At 34.9% G+C, this 25,065-nt stretch carries 15 protein-coding genes; all 15 read right to left on the reverse strand.

The annotated features are described in order from the left end of the window. Nucleotides 1–43: 43 nt before the first annotated feature. The 15 genes from HOO91_14665 to recQ all read right to left on the reverse strand — a co-directional run bounded on the left by HOO91_14665 (nt 44) and on the right by recQ (nt 24,954). Nucleotides 44–1,333, reverse strand: a complete 1,290-nt coding sequence (locus HOO91_14665; protein NOU18794.1) for a M56 family metallopeptidase — start codon at nt 1,331–1,333, stop codon at nt 44–46. A gap of 14 nt (nt 1,334–1,347) precedes the next feature. Then, entirely contained in the window at nt 1,348–1,722 is a 375-nt protein-coding gene (locus tag HOO91_14670) for a BlaI/MecI/CopY family transcriptional regulator (protein NOU18795.1), read from the reverse strand. 1,224 nt (nt 1,723–2,946) lie between these two features. Then, nucleotides 2,947–5,253 carry a hypothetical protein gene (locus HOO91_14675; GenBank protein NOU18796.1) on the reverse strand — a complete coding sequence of 769 codons (2,307 nt, stop codon included), beginning with the start codon at nt 5,251–5,253 and terminating at the stop codon, nt 2,947–2,949. 108 nt (nt 5,254–5,361) lie between these two features. Next, the gene (locus tag HOO91_14680) at nt 5,362–5,616 is read right to left on the reverse strand and encodes a hypothetical protein (protein NOU18797.1); all 255 of its coding nucleotides are present in this window, start codon (nt 5,614–5,616) and stop codon (nt 5,362–5,364) included. A gap of 498 nt (nt 5,617–6,114) precedes the next feature. Next, complete coding sequence (gene treF / locus HOO91_14685) at nt 6,115–7,692, reverse strand: alpha,alpha-trehalase TreF (GenBank protein ID NOU18798.1); 1,578 nt, start codon at nt 7,690–7,692, stop codon at nt 6,115–6,117. Between the two features lie 210 nt (nt 7,693–7,902). Beyond that, complete coding sequence (locus tag HOO91_14690) at nt 7,903–9,954, reverse strand: glycoside hydrolase family 65 protein (GenBank protein ID NOU18799.1); 2,052 nt, start codon at nt 9,952–9,954, stop codon at nt 7,903–7,905. 103 nt (nt 9,955–10,057) lie between these two features. Next, nucleotides 10,058–11,824, reverse strand: a complete 1,767-nt coding sequence (locus HOO91_14695; protein NOU18800.1) for an alpha-glucosidase — start codon at nt 11,822–11,824, stop codon at nt 10,058–10,060. A gap of 398 nt (nt 11,825–12,222) precedes the next feature. Further along, the gene (locus HOO91_14700) at nt 12,223–13,764 is read right to left on the reverse strand and encodes a RagB/SusD family nutrient uptake outer membrane protein (GenBank protein ID NOU18801.1); all 1,542 of its coding nucleotides are present in this window, start codon (nt 13,762–13,764) and stop codon (nt 12,223–12,225) included. 24 nt (nt 13,765–13,788) lie between these two features. Continuing rightward, nucleotides 13,789–17,094 carry a TonB-dependent receptor gene (locus HOO91_14705; protein ID NOU18802.1) on the reverse strand — a complete coding sequence of 1,102 codons (3,306 nt, stop codon included), beginning with the start codon at nt 17,092–17,094 and terminating at the stop codon, nt 13,789–13,791. 160 nt (nt 17,095–17,254) lie between these two features. Continuing rightward, on the reverse strand, nt 17,255–18,262 hold the full coding sequence (locus HOO91_14710) for a FecR family protein (GenBank protein NOU18803.1): 1,008 nt from the start codon (nt 18,260–18,262) through the stop codon (nt 17,255–17,257). Between the two features lie 137 nt (nt 18,263–18,399). After that, a complete protein-coding gene (locus HOO91_14715) occupies nt 18,400–18,987 on the reverse strand; it encodes an RNA polymerase sigma-70 factor (protein ID NOU18804.1) in 588 nt (195 codons plus the stop codon). A gap of 689 nt (nt 18,988–19,676) precedes the next feature. Then, on the reverse strand, nt 19,677–20,705 hold the full coding sequence (locus tag HOO91_14720; protein NOU18805.1) for a T9SS type A sorting domain-containing protein: 1,029 nt from the start codon (nt 20,703–20,705) through the stop codon (nt 19,677–19,679). A gap of 126 nt (nt 20,706–20,831) precedes the next feature. Beyond that, nucleotides 20,832–21,656, reverse strand: coding sequence for an ABC transporter permease subunit (locus HOO91_14725; GenBank protein NOU18806.1), 825 nt, complete (start codon nt 21,654–21,656; stop codon nt 20,832–20,834). A gap of 3 nt (nt 21,657–21,659) precedes the next feature. Beyond that, nucleotides 21,660–22,562, reverse strand: coding sequence for an ABC transporter ATP-binding protein (locus tag HOO91_14730; GenBank protein ID NOU18807.1), 903 nt, complete (start codon nt 22,560–22,562; stop codon nt 21,660–21,662). Nucleotides 22,563–22,758: 196 nt separating this feature from the next. Beyond that, nucleotides 22,759–24,954 carry a DNA helicase RecQ gene (gene recQ, locus HOO91_14735; protein ID NOU18808.1) on the reverse strand — a complete coding sequence of 732 codons (2,196 nt, stop codon included), beginning with the start codon at nt 24,952–24,954 and terminating at the stop codon, nt 22,759–22,761. Between the last annotated feature and the right edge of the window lie 111 nt (nt 24,955–25,065).

Consider the following 25,065-nt stretch of genomic DNA (forward strand, 5'->3'; position numbering starts at 1 on the left):
CAAAAACTATTAAAGAAATTGATGACTCCTTAATGTTAATGCTTTATTGAAGAATAAAGGTTATTGGGAATGTAAATTGAACATTAACTTTCTTCCCTTTTTCTTCTCCAGGAGTAAAATCACCGAGAAGCTTTATAACTCTAATAGCTTCATTTTCTAAATCTTTATAGGCTTGGTCAATTTTGGCATCTCCAGTTGATTTGTAATCCTTAAATTCTACTTTGCCATCCTTATCCTTTTTTAGAGCAGTAACGGTAATTCCTTCTTTCATATCCTTTTCTGGAACAGCTACTTTGATAACGCTAACATCTTTTACTTTACCCATATCGGTAACAATGAATTGAAGATATATTCGTCCTTGAACCCCTAGTTCAGCAGCAGATTTAGGGTATTTCATATTTCTAGCAACAAACATCCTCAAGTCATCTGGGCTATTTCCGTATTGTGGCATTTTGTCAACTACTTCGTATACTTTTTCCTGCCCAAGAACCTTCATATTTGTTGATAGGAACAAACATAATGAAAGTAGCAATGGTAATGCAAAAATGTATTTTACAATTGCTGCGGAATTTGATTTTTTAATTGTCATCATTTTTAATCTTTTTTTTAGAAGTGAGTAATTAAAATTATTGGTTACTCCCAATCCAATTACACCTAGACTTTTCTCGAATAAAAGGGTTTGGTATGCAACCTTATCGTACCCTTTCTCTAATACTTTACTGTCGGCAATAAATTCATGCTCCGATTTTAGTGCTATCCGGATTAGCCATAGGAATGGGTTAAACCACTGAATGATTGTAGTAAACTCAAGAAGGATAACGTCGAGCGAATGTAGCTGCTCTTTGTGAGCCTTTTCGTGAACAACTATTTCAGTGATTTCCCCTTTCTCGTAATCGGAGCGTGACAGAAAAAGGATTGAGAAAAAGGTGAATGGAGATATATTTCCATCAACCAGTACAGCTCTAAACCCATTATATTGTACTTTTTGAAATCGATAGTACATGTAATAGATTTGGGAAAGTTTGGATAAAAATTTTAATGTAAAGAAAACAGCGCCGCTTATATATATTATCGATAGTATGCTAAGTGAATGATTTTCTCTAATAACGCCTATTTGGGTGCTTACAATAACGGGTTGTAAGATATTACCGATTGATGCACCCGCTTTTTCAAAAATGGTGATATTTATTAGGGGTGATATGAGGGAGATGAATATCGATGAGATTAAATATATCCGATTCCAACCAAAATAGGTTTCATTCCTAAGCAATAACCAGTAAAACGCATAAAGTATGGTCAATGCAACTGATGATTTAAATAGATAGATTTCCATAACAATTAATTTTACTATTTCTTTTTAGAATCAACCTGCTCCTGCAGAATTTTAATAATATCTTCAATCTCCTTTGTCGATAGATTCTCATTCTTAGAGAAGAACGAAACCATGTTTTGGTATGAATTGGAGAAGTAATTCTCCACAAACCCTTTCATAAAGCTTTTTGTATACTTATCTTTCGATACTAAAGGGTAGTATTCATGGGTTTTTCCGTAAGCATTATGGTCAACAAATCCTTTCTTTTCCAAAATGCGAACAATGGTCGATACCGTATTGTATGCCGGTTTTGGTTCAGGAAGGTTTTCCATAATATCATTCACAAATCCCTTTTCGATATTCCAGAGAATGTGCATTATCTGTTCTTCCGCTTTAGTTAAATCTTTCATAATAGTATTCTACAAATTTGATAGTACAAATATACAACTAAAACATTAGTTGTGCAACTAAATGTTTAGTTATTTTTAAAATATTTTTAAATAATGCGGGGTGTTATTTGAGTATTGTGCAGGCAAAACCTAATAGAATATAGAGGATTGAAGGGATTATTTCTGTATTTTTTTCTTGATAAAAAAGTACTAAAAAATAAAAAACCCTGAGCTATCCCGATAAATAGCATCGGGACAAGCTTTGCGAGTTCGCTGAAAGCAATCTATAACGAAAGGGAGAAGGTGAAAAGATATTAAACTTACCAAACACAATTAGGTTATCGCAAATTGCGATTATTGATATGCAAAACCATTTTACCACAACGCAATTTACGATTGTGGTTTTGCAATAGGGTTTGATTTTTTTTGCAAATCGCTGTTAATCAGGTGCTAAAATTTCTGTTTTGATACCCCCGTACCCCTACGTGAAGGCAAAAACTTTTGTTTTTGTGTTCCCGTACCCCTACGCCAAGGCAAAAACTTTTGTTTTTGTGTTCCCGTACCCCTTCGTCGAGGCAAAAACTTTTGTTTTTGTGTCGGCGAACCCCTACGCCGAGACAAAAACTTTTGTTTTTGTGTCCGCGAACCCCTTCGCCGAGGCAAAAACTTTTTTTTTCTGTCGACGAACCCCTTCGCCGAGGCAAAAATTTATTTTTTTCTATCGGCGAACCCCTCCATGAGAACCGGAAAAACTTTTTGAAACTCTATATTCGTCAGAATGAGTTTTGGAAGAGAGTGTCCAAGATAGAGTCCACTAAGATGTGTAAATGATTATTTTCTTTCAACCCACTAAAAATAGAACAGCTGGGCATAGCCGACTGTCCAACCCAATCATTTTTCTTTCAGTTCTTATAGCCTCAGCTTAATGAAAGGTTTCAGCCATATAATCCCGAAGTAATTGAAGGTGAATAGCCCCGTATGCATTGCGGGATATAGTATGAGATAAAAAACAATCACGGAGTGGTTGAATATTATTAGTATAATGAATTCTGTGTAGGCAGTTTTTTTTGTTTTGAATTGGTGCGGTCTGGAGAGCTCCATTTAATTACGACGTAGATACGCTTCGCTAATCTATGCCGAGCGGGAGGGCTTCATCCCTGTCAAGTTACACAAAAGTTGAAGCGGGCTACAACCCTTGATTTTACCACTGAACCGGCTATTATTTTTATACATTGTTATGCTCAGTTATTTTTCAAACAATTCATCTACTAATCTCTCAAAATCTTTCTCTTCTTCAATTTTAGATTTACCTGAGTAATTTGGTTCATAATCATCTTGATAACTCCAATAATCCTCATATTCTTGATAATAATGACTTCTGTCAATAAATTCATCTTCTATTTCAATGCCAAATTTATCAATGAAAGACACAAGCGAACCTACTACATCATCTAGTTTTGAATCAAGCTCATCCGTATTTCTTAAACTACCATAGTTGATTTCACTTTCAATGTAATCTTTTGAATTTTCCTTTATGTATTCTAATAAGCACTTCGAGATATGTTTTAAGAATTCTTCGTCTTCTAAGAAGACATTTATATTCATGTTATATTCTTCAAGTAGTTCTAGAATTTCATTAAATTCATCTTCAAATTGAGCGATAGCAAACAATTTAAAAACTACCTTCTTAATATCTTGCTCGATTACTTCTTTTGATGTATCATCCTCAACAAAACCACTTATTAAACACTTGAAATTTGAGAATTGACTTGGTGAAATTTCCTCAAAATCAACACTTTTATATAATCTAATAAGCACTTCTTCTACTCTTTGCAATCCGAAGTATAAATAATGTTGATAAGCTAATTCTAATGGAATTGAAATTTGCTTTAGCGCAATAAACTTCTTTTCCATTTTTATTAAATATTTAAATAGTTCATCATACTCTTCTGAACCAAATGATAAATTATTTAAAAGTCCAGTATAACCAAAACGCTGTTCAAATTGCTCATAATAAATTATTGAATTTAAAATCCTCCATTTTTCATCCTTGTTTTCTTTTATGTATTTAAGTAGAAAATCAATTATTGAGGGATTAAAAAAGTTACATGTTATTCTTCGGGTATCTTGTTCTACTGTCCGATTTATAAATCCACCTAACAAGTTGTTTAAAGCACTATTATAGGGATTTGTTGGTCTTTTAAAACCATTGTTTATAATTTCAAAATCAAGCCTGTAACCATAGGCTTCAATCAAAACATTTTCATCAACATCTCGATAATTATATAAAATTAAAGTAAACAATGTCGATAATAAAAATCTGCTATAATCATCAATGTCATTATTATAAGCATCTTTCCAAACATCCTCTGGGTTATCTAATTTATTTATAATGTATGGTATATAATCGTCGGTATTTACATTTTGCAATCTTCTATAATCTGCTATGTATTCTATAATTCGAGGATTGTAACTATCATGCTTTATAATTGACCAATAGTTCTTGTTTTCAACTATTTTATCGATATAAACAGTTGAAAGTCCAGAAAAATAAAGATGCTTATAAAGGATTTTGGCTTTGTCTAGAATAGAATAATTTTTAATATCTATTTGATGTTGAGCAAATACAATGTCTGGGTTTTCTAATTTTGGATATTCTTTTCTAGCCCTATTTAATATTGTTGTTCTACTACATATAATCATGTATTTGTTCGGGTAATTTTTGACTCTCTTTACAAATTCAATTAATCCATTATCATGATTTTTAGGTTGTTTTAATTCTAAATAATTTGAACCAAGAAAATCATCAAAATAGAATATTTGATTCTTCTCAGGGCAAAACAATTCTTCTGCCTCACTTATATTTTCTCGAATATAAATTAACTCAAAATTGTCTTTAAGAAAAGTCAAAATTAAATATTTAGACAACATTGTCTTTCCAATCCCAGGATCTCCAGTAACAACTAATAGTTGTTCTTCTTTCAAAATATTAATTGCCTTATTATATTCTTTATGTGGAACAAATAGTTTGGCAATTTTACCTATTTTATGTGATTCAAATTCAGACCTACCAGTGATTGAATTCTTAATTACTTTCTCAAGGATTGTAATACTTGAAAAGTATAATTTAATATGACGTTCTTCTATATGCTTATATTTTCTCAGAAGACTATTCAATTCATCTTGTCCATAAATATCATTAGTTGTTTTTATATATGGATTAAATAAGTCTAATATTGCTTTTTTATTCTTTGGCGTCAGTCCTGCGGATGTAACAAAAATATACCTATCAGGCTTGAGGTCATTTTTAACTTTATTTACCTCTTCATTTTTTAGATGGCTATAAAGTTTACGGTATCCACTATTGTAGAAATGTTTGACTTGAACGACAATGGTATTTGGTGAATCTATTGCTCTTGAATAACGTAAATCAATACCACCGTCTCTGCCTTTTTTAAAACTTTCAAAACTAAGTTTTAGTTCCTCTTGAAGGAGGTCACATGAAAGTTCCTCAAGGTCTTTGTCATCTAATGTTTCAAAAGTATAGGACATAATAAAAATTTCTACTTAATTGGAACTTCATGCGTTATTTAATTGAGCATAACATTTTATATATGTACTAAAGGTACATGTATAAACCCGTAATGTATTGTGTACCTTTTAGTAATTGTTATCATAAAGGTAAGTAAAACAAATAACCATTAAATGGTTCTGGGTTAGTCTAATTTTATCTTTTCTATCTCCTTTTTCGTTAATCCCGTATATTCTATAATTCTGGGCAAGACCCATCACCCAGAAGTGCTCCTTATCGCGGTCGATTTTATCCTCACGCATGAGGATCTCCTTCATCACTTTGAAGGCATCGTCGGAGCATCGGATTTTTATGCGCTGCTTGCGGGTGAGCGTTATATTCATGGGGCGTTTTTTCCGTTGAGTGGAAACAAATGTAGGAAAATTTTGGGAAAAGACTCACCCCCCAGCCCCCTCTCTATTCTTAGAATTAACATTAAGCATTCATTAAGCGTTTGTTTTTTCAATTCATAATCTATCGGATAGAGAGGGGGAGGTGGTGATCTAGAGAGATTGCTGGTTGCTTCACTCCCCTCTCTCTTGCCGGGAGAGAGGGGCCGGGGGAGAGTAAGTTTTGGGTGGTTAAGAGTTCCGAATAAATTGAATATCGAACAAGGATTACCTTCGGTGAACTCGCAAAAAACGCTCGGTTAACGAATGTAGATTTTAGAAGATTGCGGGAAACAAGCTGATTACGTATACATCAAATATCATAAATCGTTGATCCTTGTTCTTAAATCGAAATGACAGATTCTTCGCTCCGCTCAGAATGACATTGGGAAGATCCTTCGCTGCGCTCAGAATGACAATGGAATCATATTACAATTCATTATCAATTTGGCATTATTTGCCGTATATTGAAATCAATTTTACGAGCACACCATTTGTCCAACCAAAACCATCCTGACCAGAATACTCTCCACCTCCAGCTTCTAATGCTGTATTCTCTACATTGTATTTTTCCATGAGTTTGCCGGTACGTTCGTAAACGTTAACATTTAGCTTAATCCAACGTTTAGCAATATCTTTTGCTGTTTCTTTTTGTTGGTAATTCTCTAAACCCTTAATTGCCATCCACTGCAATGGAGCCCAACCGTTTGGTGCATCCCATTGTTGTCCTGTATTTTTCAGGGTGGTAGCTATTCCTCCGTTTTTTAAGAATTTTTCCTTTAAGGTTTCTGTTAAGGCAAGTGCTTGCTGATTTGATGCAATACCAAAAAACAATGGTTCTATACCCGCTGCTGTTAATTCATTTGATTGTTTTTTTGTGGATATATTATAATCAACAAACCACTTCTCCTTTTCATCCCAACAATATTTGTTTATGGCATCTTTCCGAAAATGAGCTTTATTCATAAATATTTTGGATTGTAAAGTGTCGCCAGCTTCTAAATAACCTTTAGCTAATGTTAATTCTAAATGGTAAATCAGCCCATTTAAATCAACAGGAACTAAATTGGTAGTTTGAATAGAACTGATATTCTTGCCATCGGCAAACCATCGACTACTGAAATCCCAACCGCTTTCGGCACCACTGCGTAAATTCTTGCACAAATGCGAATACACAACACTTCGTACTCCCTCTTCTGCCTTTTGAGATTCCTGTTGAGCCAATTCTTCATCTTGTCGGTAGCTCTCTTGTCGCGGAATTGAATCAGCATCATAATACCTGTTTAATATTGAACCATTGGGCATTGTAACGGTATGTTTTGTATTTGCGGTTTTATCCATCCAATAGTCATATTCTTTTTGTAACGACTGCAAATAATCTGCATAAACAGTAGTGCCTTTTTTCTCCGCCAGCAATTCTATCATCATGCTAAAGAAAGGGGGCTGGGAGCGCGATAGATAGTAGGTTCGGTTTCCATTTGGGATATGCCCGTATGTTTGAATTAGGAAAGAGAAATTTTTAATCATATTTTCAATAATCTCCCATTCCCCATTTTCCTGCAATCCAAGCATTGTAAAATAGCTATCCCAGTAATAAATCTCCCTGAACCTTCCGCCAGGAACAATATATGAATAGAGGAGGGGCAATAATGAGCTACCCTCAATATATTGGTCAGGATTGCGCTTGAGCACGGGCCAAAGGTTTTTTATATGCGATTCAACGGATTCCGTTTTAATGGATTGATAGTTACTTTGTGGGTTAACTGGCTCTGTGAAATTTTCCTTTACAAATTGAGCCAACGAGAAATTTGAATTTGCATCTTTTTGGATGGAAAGATAATTGTTCACAATTTCTTTGGGGTTTTTAACAGGAACACAATCTACAAAGGTTTTACCATCGGGGAAAACTTGCTTCAATTGTACATCCCTGAATAATTGACCATAGATTTTGTCGGGTGTTAGATTGCTATTCTGTGATTTAGAAGACAGGCTTAGTAAGGCAATAAAAGCAACTAAGAATAAGCGATTCATAATTATAATATTTTTAAAGTTCAACTTGTTTGATATTTTTTATATGAACGTCCGTAATAATACCAAATGAAGAATAAATAATCCAAATTGTCATTCCTGCGAATGCAGGAATCCATCTCCTTAACTAGATTCCGGGACTTCACCCGGAATGACAGGGGAGTGTGTTTTACATAATTGGTATAATTACGGATATGCATATTTCTTCATTCTTCATTTAGTAACGAAATATGTTCTAGCAGAGATTCCAACTCCAGTAATTGTTAGTTTTTTCCATCTTTTTGGTAGTACCGATTTTTTTTGTACAATTCCATCAGGAGTAATGTCCAATCCACCAAAACCCATAAGCACAGATTGTAAAACCCCTCCAGCACCAGTTGCAAAATAAGGGTTAGTTCCTCCTTTTGTTTCGGCAATAACTCTAAAAGGGGGATTTAGATTTGGTTCGAATGCCTCTTTGAACCACTTGTAAGCTTTCTCACTATCACCTAGCCTTGTGTAAAGCAAAGCGAATATGGCTTGTGTCATAGCAGGTGTTCCAGCATCAGGCACACGTTTACTATAATACTCTAAATCCTTTCTTATTTGATTTGTATCTGTAATTTCATTTAAGGGGTAAGCTAATAAATTTACATCAGCCTGTTTAATTCCTTCTCCCTTGTAAGTGGCATGTTCTTTTGTTGTTCCATCGGGAAACTTTAGTATTGGAATTTTCTGAGCTACTAAATCCCAATCGGGATTAGCTGTGTATCCGAGTAATTTGGCAGCAATTGTTGCATTTTGCAAATTCAATTTAGCTGCTGCGTTTGTAAAGGCATTGTTATCAACATTTTCAGCCCATTCATCGGCCGCTACAACATTCTTAATGTCAAAGTTTCCTGACTCATTGTGCTCCACACGACTTGCCCAAAAATCTGCTGTTGCAGAAAGTATCGGCCAACCTTTCTCTTTTAGCCAGTTTTTATCTTGAGTTACACAATAGTAATTCCATGCAGCTAAAGCCACGCAGCCAGTAATATGATGTTCAAAAGGACCAGATAGCGCCCATACTGGTGTTTCTTCAACGCCAGTTCCTGCGCTTTCCCAAGGGTACATAGCTCCTTTAAATCCATGGGAAAAGGCATTGCGTTTTGCTGCATTGAGTCTTTCGAATCTATATTCAATAATGGATTTGGCAATTTCGGGATGTAGTACTAAATAAACTGGAAACATCCATAAATCGGAGTCCCAAAATACATGTCCATTGTAGCCTAACCCAGACAAACCCATTGGTGATGGTGCAAAAGAACTACCTTCACGGGCAAAGGAATACAGATGGTATAACATGCTATGTATATCTTGTTGTGATTGAGCATCACCCTCAATCTGAATGTCGCTTTTCCACAAATCTGCCCATGCTTTTTGATGAAAGCTAATTAATCTGTCACGCCCTTCTAGTTTTGCAAAAACGGTCAATCGTTCAGCTTCGTTTAGCGGATCTTCATGATGTGCAGAGGTTATTGAGGTGCCAACAATACAAAAAGCATAAGTTTGACCGGCTTTTAAGGTTTTGCTGAATTTCATCAGATGCATGTTATTATCCCACATTTCGTGAATTACACGAGGCTCATGTAAATGAGGTTCTGTAAATATAAAAGAGGTTGATGCGCAGAGTTGTAGTTTTCCAGTAGGACTTTTTGCTGTAGATGTGAGGAGACTTATATTTACGTGGGGGCGTTCTATTTCGTTATAATAATTTTGTACATCACGCAATGCATCTGGTGCTTCCATAACGCTTGCTGTGTTGAAGGTAATATCTTTCTTGGCAGTTACTGTAACCTCCATTAAAACAGTGAAAGGTAATTGGCGAAGTGAATAGTAGGTGTATTTGATGCTTGCCTGATCTTCGTAATCGAAAGTTGAGGTAAAAGCGGCGGATTGCATATCAAGCTCCTGCCTAAAATTGCTGATAGATTTTGCATCAACACCTCGTCCATTAACATCCATCCGCATGTTCAGCAAATTGAAACTATTTAAAAAATTGCTCACACGACCCCTTCCATATAAATCGTATGTACCAGCAAGAACCACATTTTTAACTTTAAATGGTTCAGGCGATGAAACGATGCCAATCATGCCATTTGCTACCGTAATTCCATAATAATTAGATGGATCTATTTTTTCCGTCTTAATTATCCAAGGATCTGGCTGTGCATATAGTTGCATATAGGATGAAAGAATAAGAATGATACAGACTAGAAACTTTGTTTTTATATTAGCGTTCATATTCAAAAATTAGTTAATGTTTAAATCTTATTCTAATAGCAACTATTTATATAAGCCTGACAGGTCATAATAACCTGTCAAGCTTTGATTTGTAATAACCGTTTTATTTTATCTCGTAAATTTTTGCTTCATAAGGACGCAAATTCAAAGGTTCAACACCTTCTGCATTATAATTATCAATAATAAGATTTGCTTTACTCATATCAATATTACCAATCGACGCAGAAGCGTTTTTGGCTCTGAAATTCAATAGTATAAGCATTTTTTTACCTTCAAATTCACGTGTGTAAGTGTAAATATCGGGATTATTCTTATCAAGCAGAGTATATTTACCATAAATAAGAGTAAACTCTTTTTTCCTCAAATTAATAAGTTTTCGGAAATAGTTAAGCACAGAGTTATGATCGTTTTCCTGTGCCGCAACATTCACAGTCAGATAGTTAGGGTTTGCTTTTAACCAAGGGTTGCCTGTTGTAAAACCTGCATTGGCGGAGTTGTCCCATTGAAAAGGGGTACGACTATTATCTCTAGCCGTAAGCTTTTGATTTTCGAGAAATTTTTTCAGATCACCTTTTTTGTCAAGCGTATTCTTATACATATTAATTGTTTCAATATCTCGGTAATCATCAATTTTGTCAAATTTAATATTTGTCATTCCCAGTTCATCACCAAAATAGTAGTAGGGTGTAGCACGCATAGTTAAAAGGAATGTTGTAAGCATTTTAGATGAAAGTTCCCTGAATTCGAGGCTGTCATTTCCCCATCGGGTCACCATTCTAGGCAAATCATGGTTTCCAAGGTAAATGGTACCCCAGCCTTTTTGGGCAAATATACTATCCCAGCGTGAATATATTGTTTTAAAGTCGATTAGGCTATACCCTTTTGGATCAAGGGCTTTATACTCATTTGGCAAAGAACCTAATGAAGCTCCATCGAAATGGTACAACATGTTTAGTTCGTTACGATCGGGATCTACAAAATTCATTGCAGTGTTTAGAGAAGCTCCAGCTCCTTCTGCAACTGACATAATATTGTATTTGCTTAAGACCTCACGGTTCATTTCTTGCAAATACTCATGGTTATGCGGGCCATTGGCATAATATGCCACATAGTTGTCATTATATTTTGCTGGTAATTCAGGAAAGGTTGTGTCTTTTGAAATGAATGGAATCACATCCATGCGGAATCCATCAATCCCTTTATCGAACCAAAAACGCATCATCTTAAATACCTCATCGCGTAGGGCTTTGTTTTCCCAGTTTAAATCGGGTTGCTTTACGGAGAAATAGTGTAAGTAGTATGATTTGGTAAGAGAGTCATATTTCCATCCATCATTGTTTACATCAAAATAGCTATAGCGCTTGGCAGGTTTCCCTTTTTCTTCGGGCCACCAATGATAATAATTTCTGTAAGGGTTTGTGCGTGAACTACGGGATTGTTTGAACCACTCGTGCTCATCACTGCTGTGATTTACAACTAGATCAAGCACAAGTTTTATTCCTCTTTCGTGCATTCCTTTCAGCATGGTATCAAAATCTTGCATGGTGCCAAACTCTTTCATGATATCTTGATAATCGCTTATATCGTAGCCATTATCATCGTTTGGCGAGGCAAAAATTGGATTTAACCAAACTACGTCAATACCCAAACTTTTAATGTAATCTAGTTTGGAGATAATACCTTTTAAATCGCCAACACCATCTCCATCGCTATCTTTAAAGCTGCGGGGGTAAATCTGATAAACAACGGCTTCTTTCCACCATTTCTTATCAGTTGTTTTTGTGTTTTTAGAGGTTGGCTCGTTACTGCAAGATAAAAAGCCGATTATCAGTACAATTGATAATAAAATTAGATAGTTTGTCTTTTTCATCGTAATTATTTAAGCTTAACTGTAAAATTTAGGGTGAGGTGTCTTATAAAACATTCAACTTATTTATTAAAACTCTTTAGGTAAATGATATTCAGTAATTTGTGTTTTGAGAATTATGTTATATGAAGTCTAAAATTAAATAATACATATTTCTAAGTTTAACTTTGTCAGGGTTCAAAACCCTGACAGAGTTTTGTAATGATACTCAATAGACATTATATAATATTATTTGGTATAATTATATCCGTGCCATGCATTAGCACAACACGGATATATGATCCAGCTGAACTTAATCAGCTTTCCTAAACCTCATTCTATGAGAACCTAAAATTTTAAGAGCATTTGCATGCTTAGAATTCCAATTATTTATTTCTCCTACAATGGAGAATGCCTAATTCTTAGTATCCTGGATTTTGAGTTAATTTTTTATTTACATCTATCGCAGATGTTGGAATCGGGTATAATGCCTTATTCGCAGTAGTAACTGGTCTCTGCTGATGTGCATCATTAAATTTACCGAAACGTATCATATCCTGACGACGGAATCCTTCCCAGTACAATTCAAAACCACGCTCTTTGTAAATATCATCTGCTGTTAGGCTAGACAATGTTGCTAATGTTTTTCCAGCGGCACTACGTCTGCTTCTGATATAGTTAACATCATCTAGAGCTCCAGTTTCATCGCCATTGCGGAATTTTGCTTCTGCACGAACAAGATAGATGTCCGAAATGCGGAGTAATGGAACATCATTGGGAGAAGAGAATTGCCTTGGAGTATTGGGGTTTGGAGCAAATTTTACTACACGTACACCCTCGTTTTCAACCGCATTACCCAGATTAAATTCAGGAACAAAAATCAATGGATTTCCATTTCGAATTGTAAGGGCATTACCATTTATGTCGTACTGCTGCCCAATTAAGAATCCTTGGTTGAGCCCAGTTGTGCTTTTTATCCTTCCATCGTAGAAGCGAGTATCGTTAATTTTATCAAAAGTATTAATAAAATCAGCTGTTGTGCATCCACCATTCCAAAAGCTTGTATATGTTCCGAATACTTGATTATAGTGAAGGGTAAAATTAATCCAAACACTACCACTACCCATATCTACTAAATCGCTCATGGGAACGGTAAATATAAACTCTGGATGATTTACAACATTGTACTGAAACATGGTCCAATAATCGTTGGCAACTGTATACTCACTCGAATTAATGACCGCATCGGAATATTGAATTGCTTCGTCCCATTTTGCTTCTCCTCCGTATACTTGATAGTTTAGGTAAATTTTAGCTAGCAGAGCATTAGCAGCGCCCTCGGTAACGCGCTCGGAAGTGACCACAGAGCGTTTTTTAAGATTAGGTAATACTTCTTTAATCTCGGCAATGATAAAATCAGTGGCTGTTTTTCGATCTTTTACTTCAGGTGTGGCAGAGAAATCGAGTGCATTTGCTTCCCTATAAGGAACCTGTCCGAACAGGTCAACCATCAGGTACATATAGTATGCCCGAAGAAATCTAGCTTCGTTAATGTACTGATCGGTGGTAGCGGTTTGTTCAAATTTACTGATATAATAAATAGCGGTATTGGAGCGAGAAATTCCCTGACTAAGTACATCCCATACATTTGATAAGCGGATATGATCGGGAGTCCATGTATGCAAGTACAGTTGTTGCCAAGCTCCGTTGTCAAACCAGTCTGATCCACGTGTAGGAAACGCAGTTTCATCAGTTGAAATTTGCTGAAGACCCCAGTAATCATACCATTCGATAATATGTCGTAGAGTAGCATAAGGTGGATTGATCAATGCTTCAATATTATCTGGATTGTTGACAAGATCCCCACCCAGCTGTTCATCCAAAATGTTTTCATGCAGGTCGGTACATGAAGTGAGGATTATGATGAGAACGGCTATTAAAGCTGAAAATTTATTGAATTTCATAGCATTTCGTATATTAAAGGATTATTAAAATTGAAGGCTAATACCTAAAGTAAATGTTCGGGCTTTGGGATAGGAGGTAAAGTCCATACCAATAGATGGTACTCCGTTTTGACTCGCATCAATATTCACCTCAGGATCAAATCCGGTATATTTAGTGAAAAGGAGTAGATTATTTCCTGTAACATAAACCCTTGCATTGCTAATCCAGCCAATTGATTTGGTATTAAAGGTATAACCTAAAGTTACATTGGCAAGTCTCAAAAACGATCCATTTTCAACAAATCGCGAAGAATAGGCATTCGAATTGCCAGTTGCCTCGTTTGAATTAAATACATCGGTTGTTACGTTTGAGCCGTTGTTAAGAGCACCTTTTACAAAAAGGGCATTTGCCGCGTTATTATAGATTTTGTTACCTGACACACCATACAAGAACATGCTGAGATCGAATTTCCTATACTGCACCTTGGTATTGAAACTAAAAGTAAATTTAGGTAAAGCAGATCCGATAGGTTCAAGCACATCAGCACCATTCTCATCCTTTTTATAAATACTTATACCGGTAGCATCGAATCCCTGAAATACGCGACCGTAAAACGTTCCAATAGGATTGTTGTTTGTTATAACTTGAACACGTGTACCAGAAAGACCTTGTCCACTTGCATTACCTGTTTCAATAAGTTTAACGGGCAAATCCTTAACCTCGTTTTTAATGTGGGAAATATTGAATCCGGCATCCCAAGTCAAATCAGCCTTATCAACAATGGATGCATCTAATCCAAGTTCGATCCCATTGTTGATTATCTTCAGACCGGGTACATTTAACCATTGTGTTTGAGTTGCCGCAGGGGCTTTGGATGTGATTTCTAACAAAACATCCTCTGTTTGTTTGTGAAACAAATCAATCGTTGCCGTTAACCTGTTCCTAAAAAGACCAAAGTCTAATCCTAGATCGGTTTGAGTTGTTGTTTCCCATTGGATGTTTGGATTTGGGGTTCTCAAGAAAGTGATACCAGGGGTCAATGTGCCATTGAAATATCCGTTGGCAGAAGGATTTGTTCCCACTGAAATCTGTGATATCTTATTTGGAATTTCCTGATTACCTGTTTGACCCCATCCGAGGCGCAATTTTAAATTGCTTATAGCACTTATCGATTTCATGAACCCTTCTTCTGAAATTCTCCAGGCAAATGCAGTTGATGGGAAAAAACCGTACTTATTGTTAGCCCCGAATTTCGAAGAACCATCAAATCTACCGGTGAAAGTAAATAGATATTTTCCATTAAACCCATAATTTACCCTTCCAAAGAACGATTGCAGTTCGTTTTCATTTGCAGTGGAATTTGAATTTGCAGCGGAAAAATTTCCATAACGGAGATTATCAGTATATAGAATATCCTTAACAACAAAACCATTAACATTTAACGAGCTACTGGTAACCTTGAAGTATTGGTAAGCAGTACCCAATAGGAAATTAAACTGATGAGCTTCTCCAACTTTTTTTGAATAGGTCAAATAGTTTTCGATAAGTTTGTTTTGCGCATGAATCGAATTAATATCAGCCTCGCCATTATTTGGCAAATAGCTCAATTCATTATTCTGATTTATCCTTCTTTCAACGGAACTCCTAGTATAACCAATATTCAGTTTATATTTCAGATCTTTTATTATCTCGAACTCGCCAGTTAGATTTGCAATCAGCTGCTCAGTTTGTGTAATATCATTTGTAAGTTTAAGCATTGCAAGAGGATTGCGCTGGGTAGTGGAGTTCTGATAGTATGATCCATTGGGGTTATAGATTGGGTAAGTGGGGTTTAGTTTTAGGGCTGTTAAAATCACATCTCCTTCATAACCGCCTGTTTCACCTATAGGTGCTCGGCGATCCATTACATTCGAAGCAATTAGGTTTCCTGTAAATACAGCTTTATTCTTAAACGCTTTTTGGGTTACGCTGATCTTTCCGTTTACTTTTTTCATATCAGTAGTCTTTACGATTCCTTGCTGATTCAGATAACCGAGAGATGCACGGTACGAATTATTTTTTTCTCCGCCGCTAAGGCTCACATCATGACTTTGAGTATAACCACTCTGGAATATCTCATCCTGCCAGTCATTGCTGGCGCCAAGATCGGTAAGTGATGTTCCATCAGCCTTTATGTATGAGCGAAATTTATTTGCTGACAGAATATCCAGTTTTTTCCGAATCTTTGAAAAACCAGTATAACCATCATAGGTTATTTTGCCCGCTCCCTGTTCACCTTTTTTTGTAGTGATCAAAACAACCCCGTTAGCACCGCGGGCACCATAAATTGCAGTTGCTGATGCATCTTTTAATATGTCAATAGACTCAATATCATTGGGGTTTAAAAAGCTAATAGGATTTTTGTTTGATGATCCGCTAATACCTGCTGTAGTTGTTCCTGCTGGTGTAATATCTTGATTGTCAAGAGGAACACCGTCAATTACGTATAATGGATCTTGTCCTGAACGAATAGAGTTGGATCCGCGTACACGAACTGACATGCCTGCTCCTGGTTCACCATTGTTTTGCGAAATATTTACCCCTGAAATACGCCCTTGCATCATTTCAATAGGGGAGGATGCTATGCTCTTATTCATATTCTCAGAGGTTAATCGATTGGTAGATCCTGTAACATCAATCTTTCTCTGAGAACCATACCCAACAACTACAAGCTCGCTGAGACTCGTTGATTCTTGTTTCATGATTATCTCTAAAGTGTTACGACCTTCCAGTGCTATTTCCTGTGAGAGATAACCCACCGATGAAAAAACAAGAATCGCACTTGCATCAGGTACTGTTATAGAAAATTTACCATTTGGATCAGTTATTGTTCCCTGTGTTGTACCCTTAACTAAGATATTTACTCCAGGAAGTGGACCGTCATCATCTTTTACTATACCAGTAACAGATACTTCTTGTAAATTAGGCAAGGTTTTTAATATCTCCTTTTTAGAGAGAAGTATTATTCGTTCTTTTACAAGGTAACTTATCCCCGTACCTTTAAAAATCTGCTCTAAAATGTTTTCAATTTTTTCGTTTTTAACATTTAAAGAGACATTGTTTAGCATAAATGTTTCCAAGTTTGCTTCGTAAGCAAACTCGAACTCGGATTGACTTTTTATTGCATTGATTACCTCAATTAGGGGTGCATTTTTCAACTCAAGGTTCAGCGATATTTTTTGAGAAATGCTTTCGCTCGCAGATGCTGAAAAAAGAGTACAAAACAATAGTGATAGGCTGAAACTTGACAAAACAAGAAATTTTGCTAAAAATCTTTTGTCAATGGGAATTGCCTTTGCGTATAGGTTCATGCTTTTAAATTTGATTTAATTAATAATGAATTGACAAATTGATTCGAATTCCTAATAACCAGAAATGTTCCGATTCTTTTATTTTTATGGATCCATAGCTTAATTTATGTTAGTTTAGGTTGAAAAATATTTTTAAACACTTTTCCGAATAACCCTCATTCTATTTTGGGAGATCCTTCAGGTTTTGTTTATTATCTTTTTTAACAAACTTACACGGGGCAATGAAATTCAGCATTTCAAAAACAGTATCCACAGGCTGGCTTCTATGAAATATAAAATTGTACCTTTTTTGATTCACATTTTTTGAAGCGAGGTGTGTATCAAATTGAATCCTAATTCCATACACTTCTTCAATTTTTGTAATGATATCAACTAGGTTGGCGTTTTCAAGATACACCTCTCCTGTTCTCCATGAGGTGTAGTATTTGGGATTTACTCCCTTTATTTTTACTTTTTTAGAATTAATATCCACTGAAGCCATCTGTCCTGGACTAAGCGATGTAATTTTTTTCCCTTTGTCATCAAGAATCACTACAGATCCTTCAACAAGCGTGGTTTGCACAACATTATCTTTGCATCTTGTATTTATATTGAAGGAAGTACCAAATACTTTAATTTGAATGGCTTGGGTTTTAACAATAAATGGATGAGCGGAATCTTTTTTCACATCAAGGAAAGCTTCACCTTCGAGGTAAAGAGTTCGTTCTATGTGTTCAAAATTTGATGGGTAACAAACAGTTGAACCTTTATTTAACCACACTCTTGTCCCGTCCGTTAAATTTATTACTTTAATATCACCTTTAAGTGCAACAGATTCCGTAATCAGAGTTGCCACACTCTTATTCGTTTTTAAATAAAAGCATAAAGTAGGCAAGCATGCTAATGCTAAAACAAGAGCAGCCCACTTTAAGCCTTTAAAGATTTTTATCTTTTTTTCTTTTGATAGAATGTTATCGATCCTTTGATTGTATTTTTCCAACGCCGCATTTAATTGGTTTTCATTGGAATAGGCTTTTATCTTCTGAGCCTGCCAATACATTTTGTACTGAAAGAAGATGTTCCTGTTTTCCTCCGATTCAATTAACCAAATTTGAAGCTGTAATTCTTCTTCTGAGGAGCACTTTCCTTGAATTTTTTTTATAAGGAGTTCTTTGATATGATCTGTCACTTTATGTTGTTTACATAAAAGACAAACCAGAAGAAAAAAGTACGTAGTGAAAAATAAAAAAATAAATTGCTGTTCTGTGATAAGATTTAGACCGCCCAACTATTACTGATTTATCGAAAAGCCCTTATCTGAATCTATTAACAAAACCAGATAGAGAGGAGATAAATTTTTTTAAGTTTTGTTCGGAGGATTTTGAGAGCATTGTATACGTGGGTTTCAACTGTTCGTTCCGAAATAAGCATTTCCAGTGCAATTTCTTTGGTTTTCATTTCATGAATGTAACTTAAGGTGAAAGCCTCTCTGCATTTGCTGGTCAAGCTTACCAATGCCTTGTCAATCTCCTCACGGATCTCCTCTGAAAAAAAATTTTGAATAGAATCATTTTGATCAGGGTCGAAGTACTGAGTTTCAAAGTCAAGCAGTTCTTTGGTAACTAATTGATTATGCTCTTTGCGAATTTGTTGGTGCTTAATCTGGTTTAGACATCGTCGAAATACCGCTTTAAATAAATATTTTTCTAGAGAGGTGTGAATCTCAATGCTTTCGGAGTTTTCCCAAATATATACCAGAACATCTTGAACAATATCTTCTGCCTCCTGAGTATCCAAAAAGAGTTCGCCATAAGCTAATAATCGAGGATAGTACTCTTTAAATATTTGGTTATATGCATCTCTATTGTACTTAGCAGGTAATTTTTGAATAGACGTTCTTGTTTTATTATTCACGTTAGAAATGTATCAATATAGGTTTAAATCTATAAAAAAATTTAAAAAACTTAAGAAATATTTAATATTAAACAATTAAACATGAGAAGCATATAAATATTTTTATTATTAAATTGAATTGTTAATACGTGGTAATATTAAGAAACAAAGATTTAAAAACAATTATTTTAATATGTAATACAAAAAAATATATTAAATATAGGCTATTTCTTATATTTATATAATATAGTGATAGTTGAGTTTATTAAAATTATTTAATGTCTTAAATGAGATAATATATAGTGATATTCGGTAAATGGGTAGAGTACATAGTATTTATATCTGAACATTTATCTATAGGTAATAGAAGAATAGGAGTGTTAATGATAAGTTAAAGATCTGTATATTTGTTTGTTAATAAATCTTACGATGAACGGTTCGCTATCATGAGTGCTGATTTGCGGGAAAAAGTGGTTTTCTATATTATCAGCCACAAATTATACCAAAGTGAATTTGTTAACAGTCCAAAAACATACTTGTATTATACTTTGGTTTATGCCGATGGAAAATATGTTTAGAACTATCGAGCGAAGCGAAGATTGGACTAATATATATTTCCAATCGGTATTAATAATTTTTGGACTAAATGTTGGTAAAATAAAAAAACCTGACAGGAATTCCTATCAGGTTTTAATATGTAAAATGATTTCTTATAGTTCAATTATCTTTTTAGTAATTTCCTTACTGTTCACTTTTACCTTTATAATATAGGTGCCATTTGCTAAACCAATTTCCTTTGCGGAAAAACTATAGGTTAAATCGCCTGCATCTTCCGACTTATCTGTAATGATTGCTATTTTCTTACCAATAATATCATAAACAGTTATTTTTACATCTGATCTATTATCAATATGTAAATTAATATTAGCTTTTTCATGATAAGGATTCGGAAATACATCAAGTTTTATATTGTCGCCATCGTTATTATTAAGCATACTTGATGAGATAACATTTGAATTATAGGCAGCCTTTGTTGAGGTGCTATTTTGCCCATTCTCAAAAGTGTAAGCGGAGTTAATTAATACAAGAATTGGAAACCTATGCTCATTAACGTACCATCTATAGGTTATCTCTTCAATACTCGTAGTGCTCTCGTTTATTTTTTGTTTGTAACTCTTCACTTCCTTAATTCGAAGTGCATTAAGGAAAGATTTTTTCCCTGGAAGAATTAATGTACCAATCCCATCTCCAGTAACTTGGTAATTACCTATAATATCACCAATAGGCTTATTGTTAGAGTTATATTTCCCCTCGAAAACTCCTGAGTAGCTGCTGCTAAAGGAAAAGGGGTAGCGCATCTTTACAAATGGTTTTGTATACTCAATAGAGATAATTCCACTATTAGACACGTAACCGTATTGTTCTAGTTGATAACTGGTTGCATTGAAGAAAAAATAGCTACCGAATTCTTCAAGTACTGTATTTGCAGTCTCAAATCCACCAATATTTTTTAAAGAGTAGGGGTTTTGGACATTTCCTGTAAAACTATTTGTTGCCTCTAACATGGAGAAGTCCCAAACAACATTTTGCCCTTCAATGCCAGGATCAACATACTTTGTGAGTACCATGGGATTCTTCTCATTTGGCACTAACCCATGCGTTTTGAATGTAAGAATTGTTTGAGCATTGATAGTAACTGAAAATGTAATTCCAATCACAAGAGATAGAATTGTTTTCATAGCGTATAGTTTTTGGATATGAGTAAAGATACAAATAAATTTAAAGATTATCAACCCCTTGAATAGTAAGGACACAGGCAATTTATAGAAATTGCTGGAATTTAAGGACAATCTTTTTAAAGAAATTTAAAAATTGTATCGCTTAACTATTTGTTTTGCAATAAAGTAAAAAACAGTAATGTACCCTATGCAAACTAGCGTAGATATTCCAACTGATAGCGATTCTGTTGTTATTCCCATGTTCTGGAAACTTGCTGGTGACGATCCATTTATTTGAATTAGATCGCTTGTTGTTATGCCAACAAAATCTGGCATTGGAGTCAGGTTTGATATAATTTTAATAGGGAAGAATTGGTCTATTTGAGATGGAAAAAAAACTCTTAATATGGGTTCGATTGGGAAAAAGAATAGTATAAAGGTTACAATAGATAATGCATTACTTTTAAATATCAAAGCGAAAAGCATACCAAGCATCATGTATGCGAATGACTGAACAAAGAGTACTAACACATAAGAGGTCTTTTCAAAAATATCACTTAGCGAAATATTATTGGAGTAAATTAAGCCGAAAACAAATCCCGTTAATAGAACAATTAATAAAGCGTATAAAGCAAGAATAGTAATGATAACCATTTTAGAGTAGAGGATCTGATTGCGACTCAATCCATCAATTAGTTGCTTCCTAAATGTACGAAATTGATGTTCGTTTCCTACAAGGATAATAACTATAATGCCTAATAGTAGGTTGAACCAACTGCCAATCCACGAAAATGTTGCCCAGATATGTGGGAATGCAAAAAGTTTGTCGATTCTTAACCCTTGTATATTCAAATTGATTTGTGATCCAATGGTAGTTACCAGCAGAAAAAGAATAGCATGTAACAATATTATTGTTCGAAAACCAGGATATCCAAAAGTTTTAATGAATTCGATTTTGATTAGATTCTTCATTAGCTATAAATTCTGTGTTTTACCAACAAGTTCTAAAAATTGAGATTCTAAGGTTAGATGCTTTGGCTCTAATCGGCTTAAAATGATGCCTTGACTGAATAGCCAAGCGTTCAAATCGGATGGTGTATAACCTGCTTCAATTTCAATAGTGAACTGTTTATTCTCTTTACTAAGAACTTTACAGTTATTGTTTTGGTTAATTAATACGGAAAGAAGATCAAAATCATCCGTTTCAATAATGACAACTTGCTTTTCATTCAACAGCTCCGAAACTTTTCCAGAAGCAATGCACTTCCCTTTTTTGAGAATTATTACGCTGGAGCAAACCTTTTCAACCTCATCGAGGATATGACTTGCCATGATAATAGTTTTTCCTTTTACAGCTTGGGATTTAATAAGTTCCCTAACTTCTGCAATTCCTTCTGGATCGAGCCCGTTTGTTGGCTCATCAAAAATGAGGATTTCAGGATCTCCAATCAGCGTACTTGCCAAGGCTAATCGTTGTTTCATGCCAAGGGAGAGAGTATAGTAGGATGATTTACTTCGCTTTAGAAGACCAACTTCATCTAAAACTCTAGGAATATCATTTTCTCCCCTACCTCTTGCAAGTGCTGTGATTGCCAAATTTTTTTCGAGATTAAGGTAAGGATAAAAATATGGCACTTCTAGGAGTGAGCCAATTTTTCTATTAGCTACTTCGCCTGAAAGTCCATTAAACCAACTGAAATGTCCTCTTGATGCTTGTTTAACCGAAAGAATAATTGAAAGTGTAGTAGTTTTTCCACTTCCATTTGGTCCAAGCATTCCAATTACTTCTCCCCTTTGAACTTTAAAAGACAATTGATCAACTGCAGTGATACTGCCAAACACTTTGCTTATAGATTCAACATTTAAAATAGTTTCCACTTGAGCCGAGTTTATACGTACAATATTAATGAAAAATGATGCTAAGAACAAATTCAATTGCTAAATCATCTATTTCAATTATTGTAAAAGGGGTGACTTTAAAAAGGATATGATTATAAATTAATAGAAGCATTTCTAAGAATTAAAAAAGGTTGATTATAATCAACCTTTTTTAAGTAAACTTAGAATTATTGTTTTAGTTTCCTAGTTCAGAGAGGAATTTGATTCGGATAAGCCTAACTTCCTCTTCATTAAAATCTTCTTCGCCCAGATACTTCATAGCCTCTTCTAAAGACTCTGATTCAGCTTGCTCGTGGAAATATGAGAAAATTTCTTCACGCTTTTCCTCTTCAATCGTTTTATCTATATAGTAATCGATATTTATTTTAGTACCAGAATTAACTATAGCTTCAATTTCATTAAGGAGTTCGGGCATTTCAAGATTCTTTGCATTTGCAATATCATCTAAGTCCATTTTACGATCTATGCTCTGAACAATGTATACCTTTAGAAGGGACTTATTAGCGATTGACTTCACAACCATATCTTGAGGCCGGATAATCTCCTTATCTTCAACATACGATTTGATTAGGTCAATAAATTCTTTTCCATAACGTTTTGCTTTTCCCGCACCAACACCTGTGATATTTTGTAATTCTTCAATAGTAATCGGATATTGTATTGACATATCCTCAAGCGAGGGATCTTGAAATATAACAAAGGGAGGAAGGTTCTTCTTTTTAGCTGTTTTTTTCCTTAAATCCTTGAGCATATTAAAGAGTTCCTCATCTACAGCACCAGATTTACCCATCTGGGGTGCTCCTGTTTCATCGTCATCGGCCTCTTCGTATTCATGATCTTGGGTGAACATGATATCGTAAGGCTTTGCCAAAAATTCTCGACCTTTATCAGTTAACAACAGCAAACCATAATTATCTATATCTTTATCTAAGAATTTCATTACCATGGTTTGGCGAAAAATGGCATTCCAGAACCTAACATCTTTTTCGGCACCTTCACCGAAAGTTTCAAGTTTATTGTGTTTGTATGATTTAATAGCAGTATTGGCATTTCCGGTGAGAATATTGACAATATGATCTGCTTTAAATTTCTCTTTAACTGCAACAACAGTTTCAAGAATCATTTGTAGATACTCGTGTCCTTCAAATTGTTGCTTAGGATGTAAGCAATTATCGCATGATCCACAATTATCCTCTTTATATTCTTCTCCGAAATAGTGTAGAAGCATTTTTCTCCTACAAACTGATGATTCAGCATACGATACTGTTTCTAAAAGAAGTTGTTTGCCAATTTCCTGTTCTGCTACAGGTTTTCCTTGCATAAACTTTTCAAGCTTCTGAATATCTTTATAGCTATAAAATGTTAAGCACTGACCCTCGCCTCCATCTCGCCCAGAACGACCAGTTTCCTGATAGTAACCCTCTAAACTCTTTGGAATATCATAATGGATAACATAACGGACATCAGGTTTGTCAATACCCATACCAAATGCAATGGTAGCAACAATAACGTCTACATCTTCCATGAGAAATTTATCCTGATTGCCTGATCGGGTTGCAGAATCCATTCCTGCATGGTAAGGGAGAACTTTAATACCATTGACTTTTAATACCTCAGCAAGTTCTTCTACCTTTTTTCGACTTAAACAGTAAATAATCCCAGATTTTCCTGTATTATTTTTGATATACCTGATGATCTCCTTGGTAGCATTAACTTTGGGTCTAATTTCGTAGTAAAGATTGGGCCGATTGAAAGATGATTTAAATACACTAGCATCAAGCATTCCAAGGTTTTTTTGAATATCGCTCTGGACTTTCGGGGTTGCTGTTGCTGTGAGGGCAATCAACGGAGCGGTACCTATTTCGTTAATTATTGGACGAATTCGTCGGTATTCTGGTCTGAAATCATGACCCCACTCAGAAATACAGTGTGCTTCGTCAATAGCATAGAACGAAATATTTACCTGTTTTAGAAACTGTATATTTTCTTCTTTTGTTAGAGATTCTGGGGCAACGTAAAGCATTTTTGTAACCCCACTGGTAACATCCTGCCTAACCTTTTGTATCTGGGCTTTATTAAGAGATGAGTTCATGAAATGTGCAACACCATCTTCAACACTGAAACTACGCATTGAATCAACTTGATTTTTCATCAATGCAATTAACGGTGATATGATAATGGCTGTTCCATTCATTATTAAAGCAGGCAATTGATAGCAAAGTGACTTCCCACCCCCAGTTGGCATTAACACAAAAGTGTCGTTACCTGCTAAAACATTCCGAATGATGACCTCCTGATTTCCCTTAAAAGTATTAAATCCAAAATATTTATTTAAATACTCATTTAGGGAGATTTCCGCATTAATACTCATAGCTATGTTTTCCTTCTTCTTTAATAACAAATTTTACTGTAATATATAGTTGATTAATTGCACATTATAGCAAATTGCAATTTGTTCAATCTCTTGTTTCTAATTCATAAA

It is taken from the genome of Bacteroidales bacterium, assembly GCA_013141385.1.
Lineage (GTDB): Bacteria > Bacteroidota > Bacteroidia > Bacteroidales > Tenuifilaceae > UBA8529.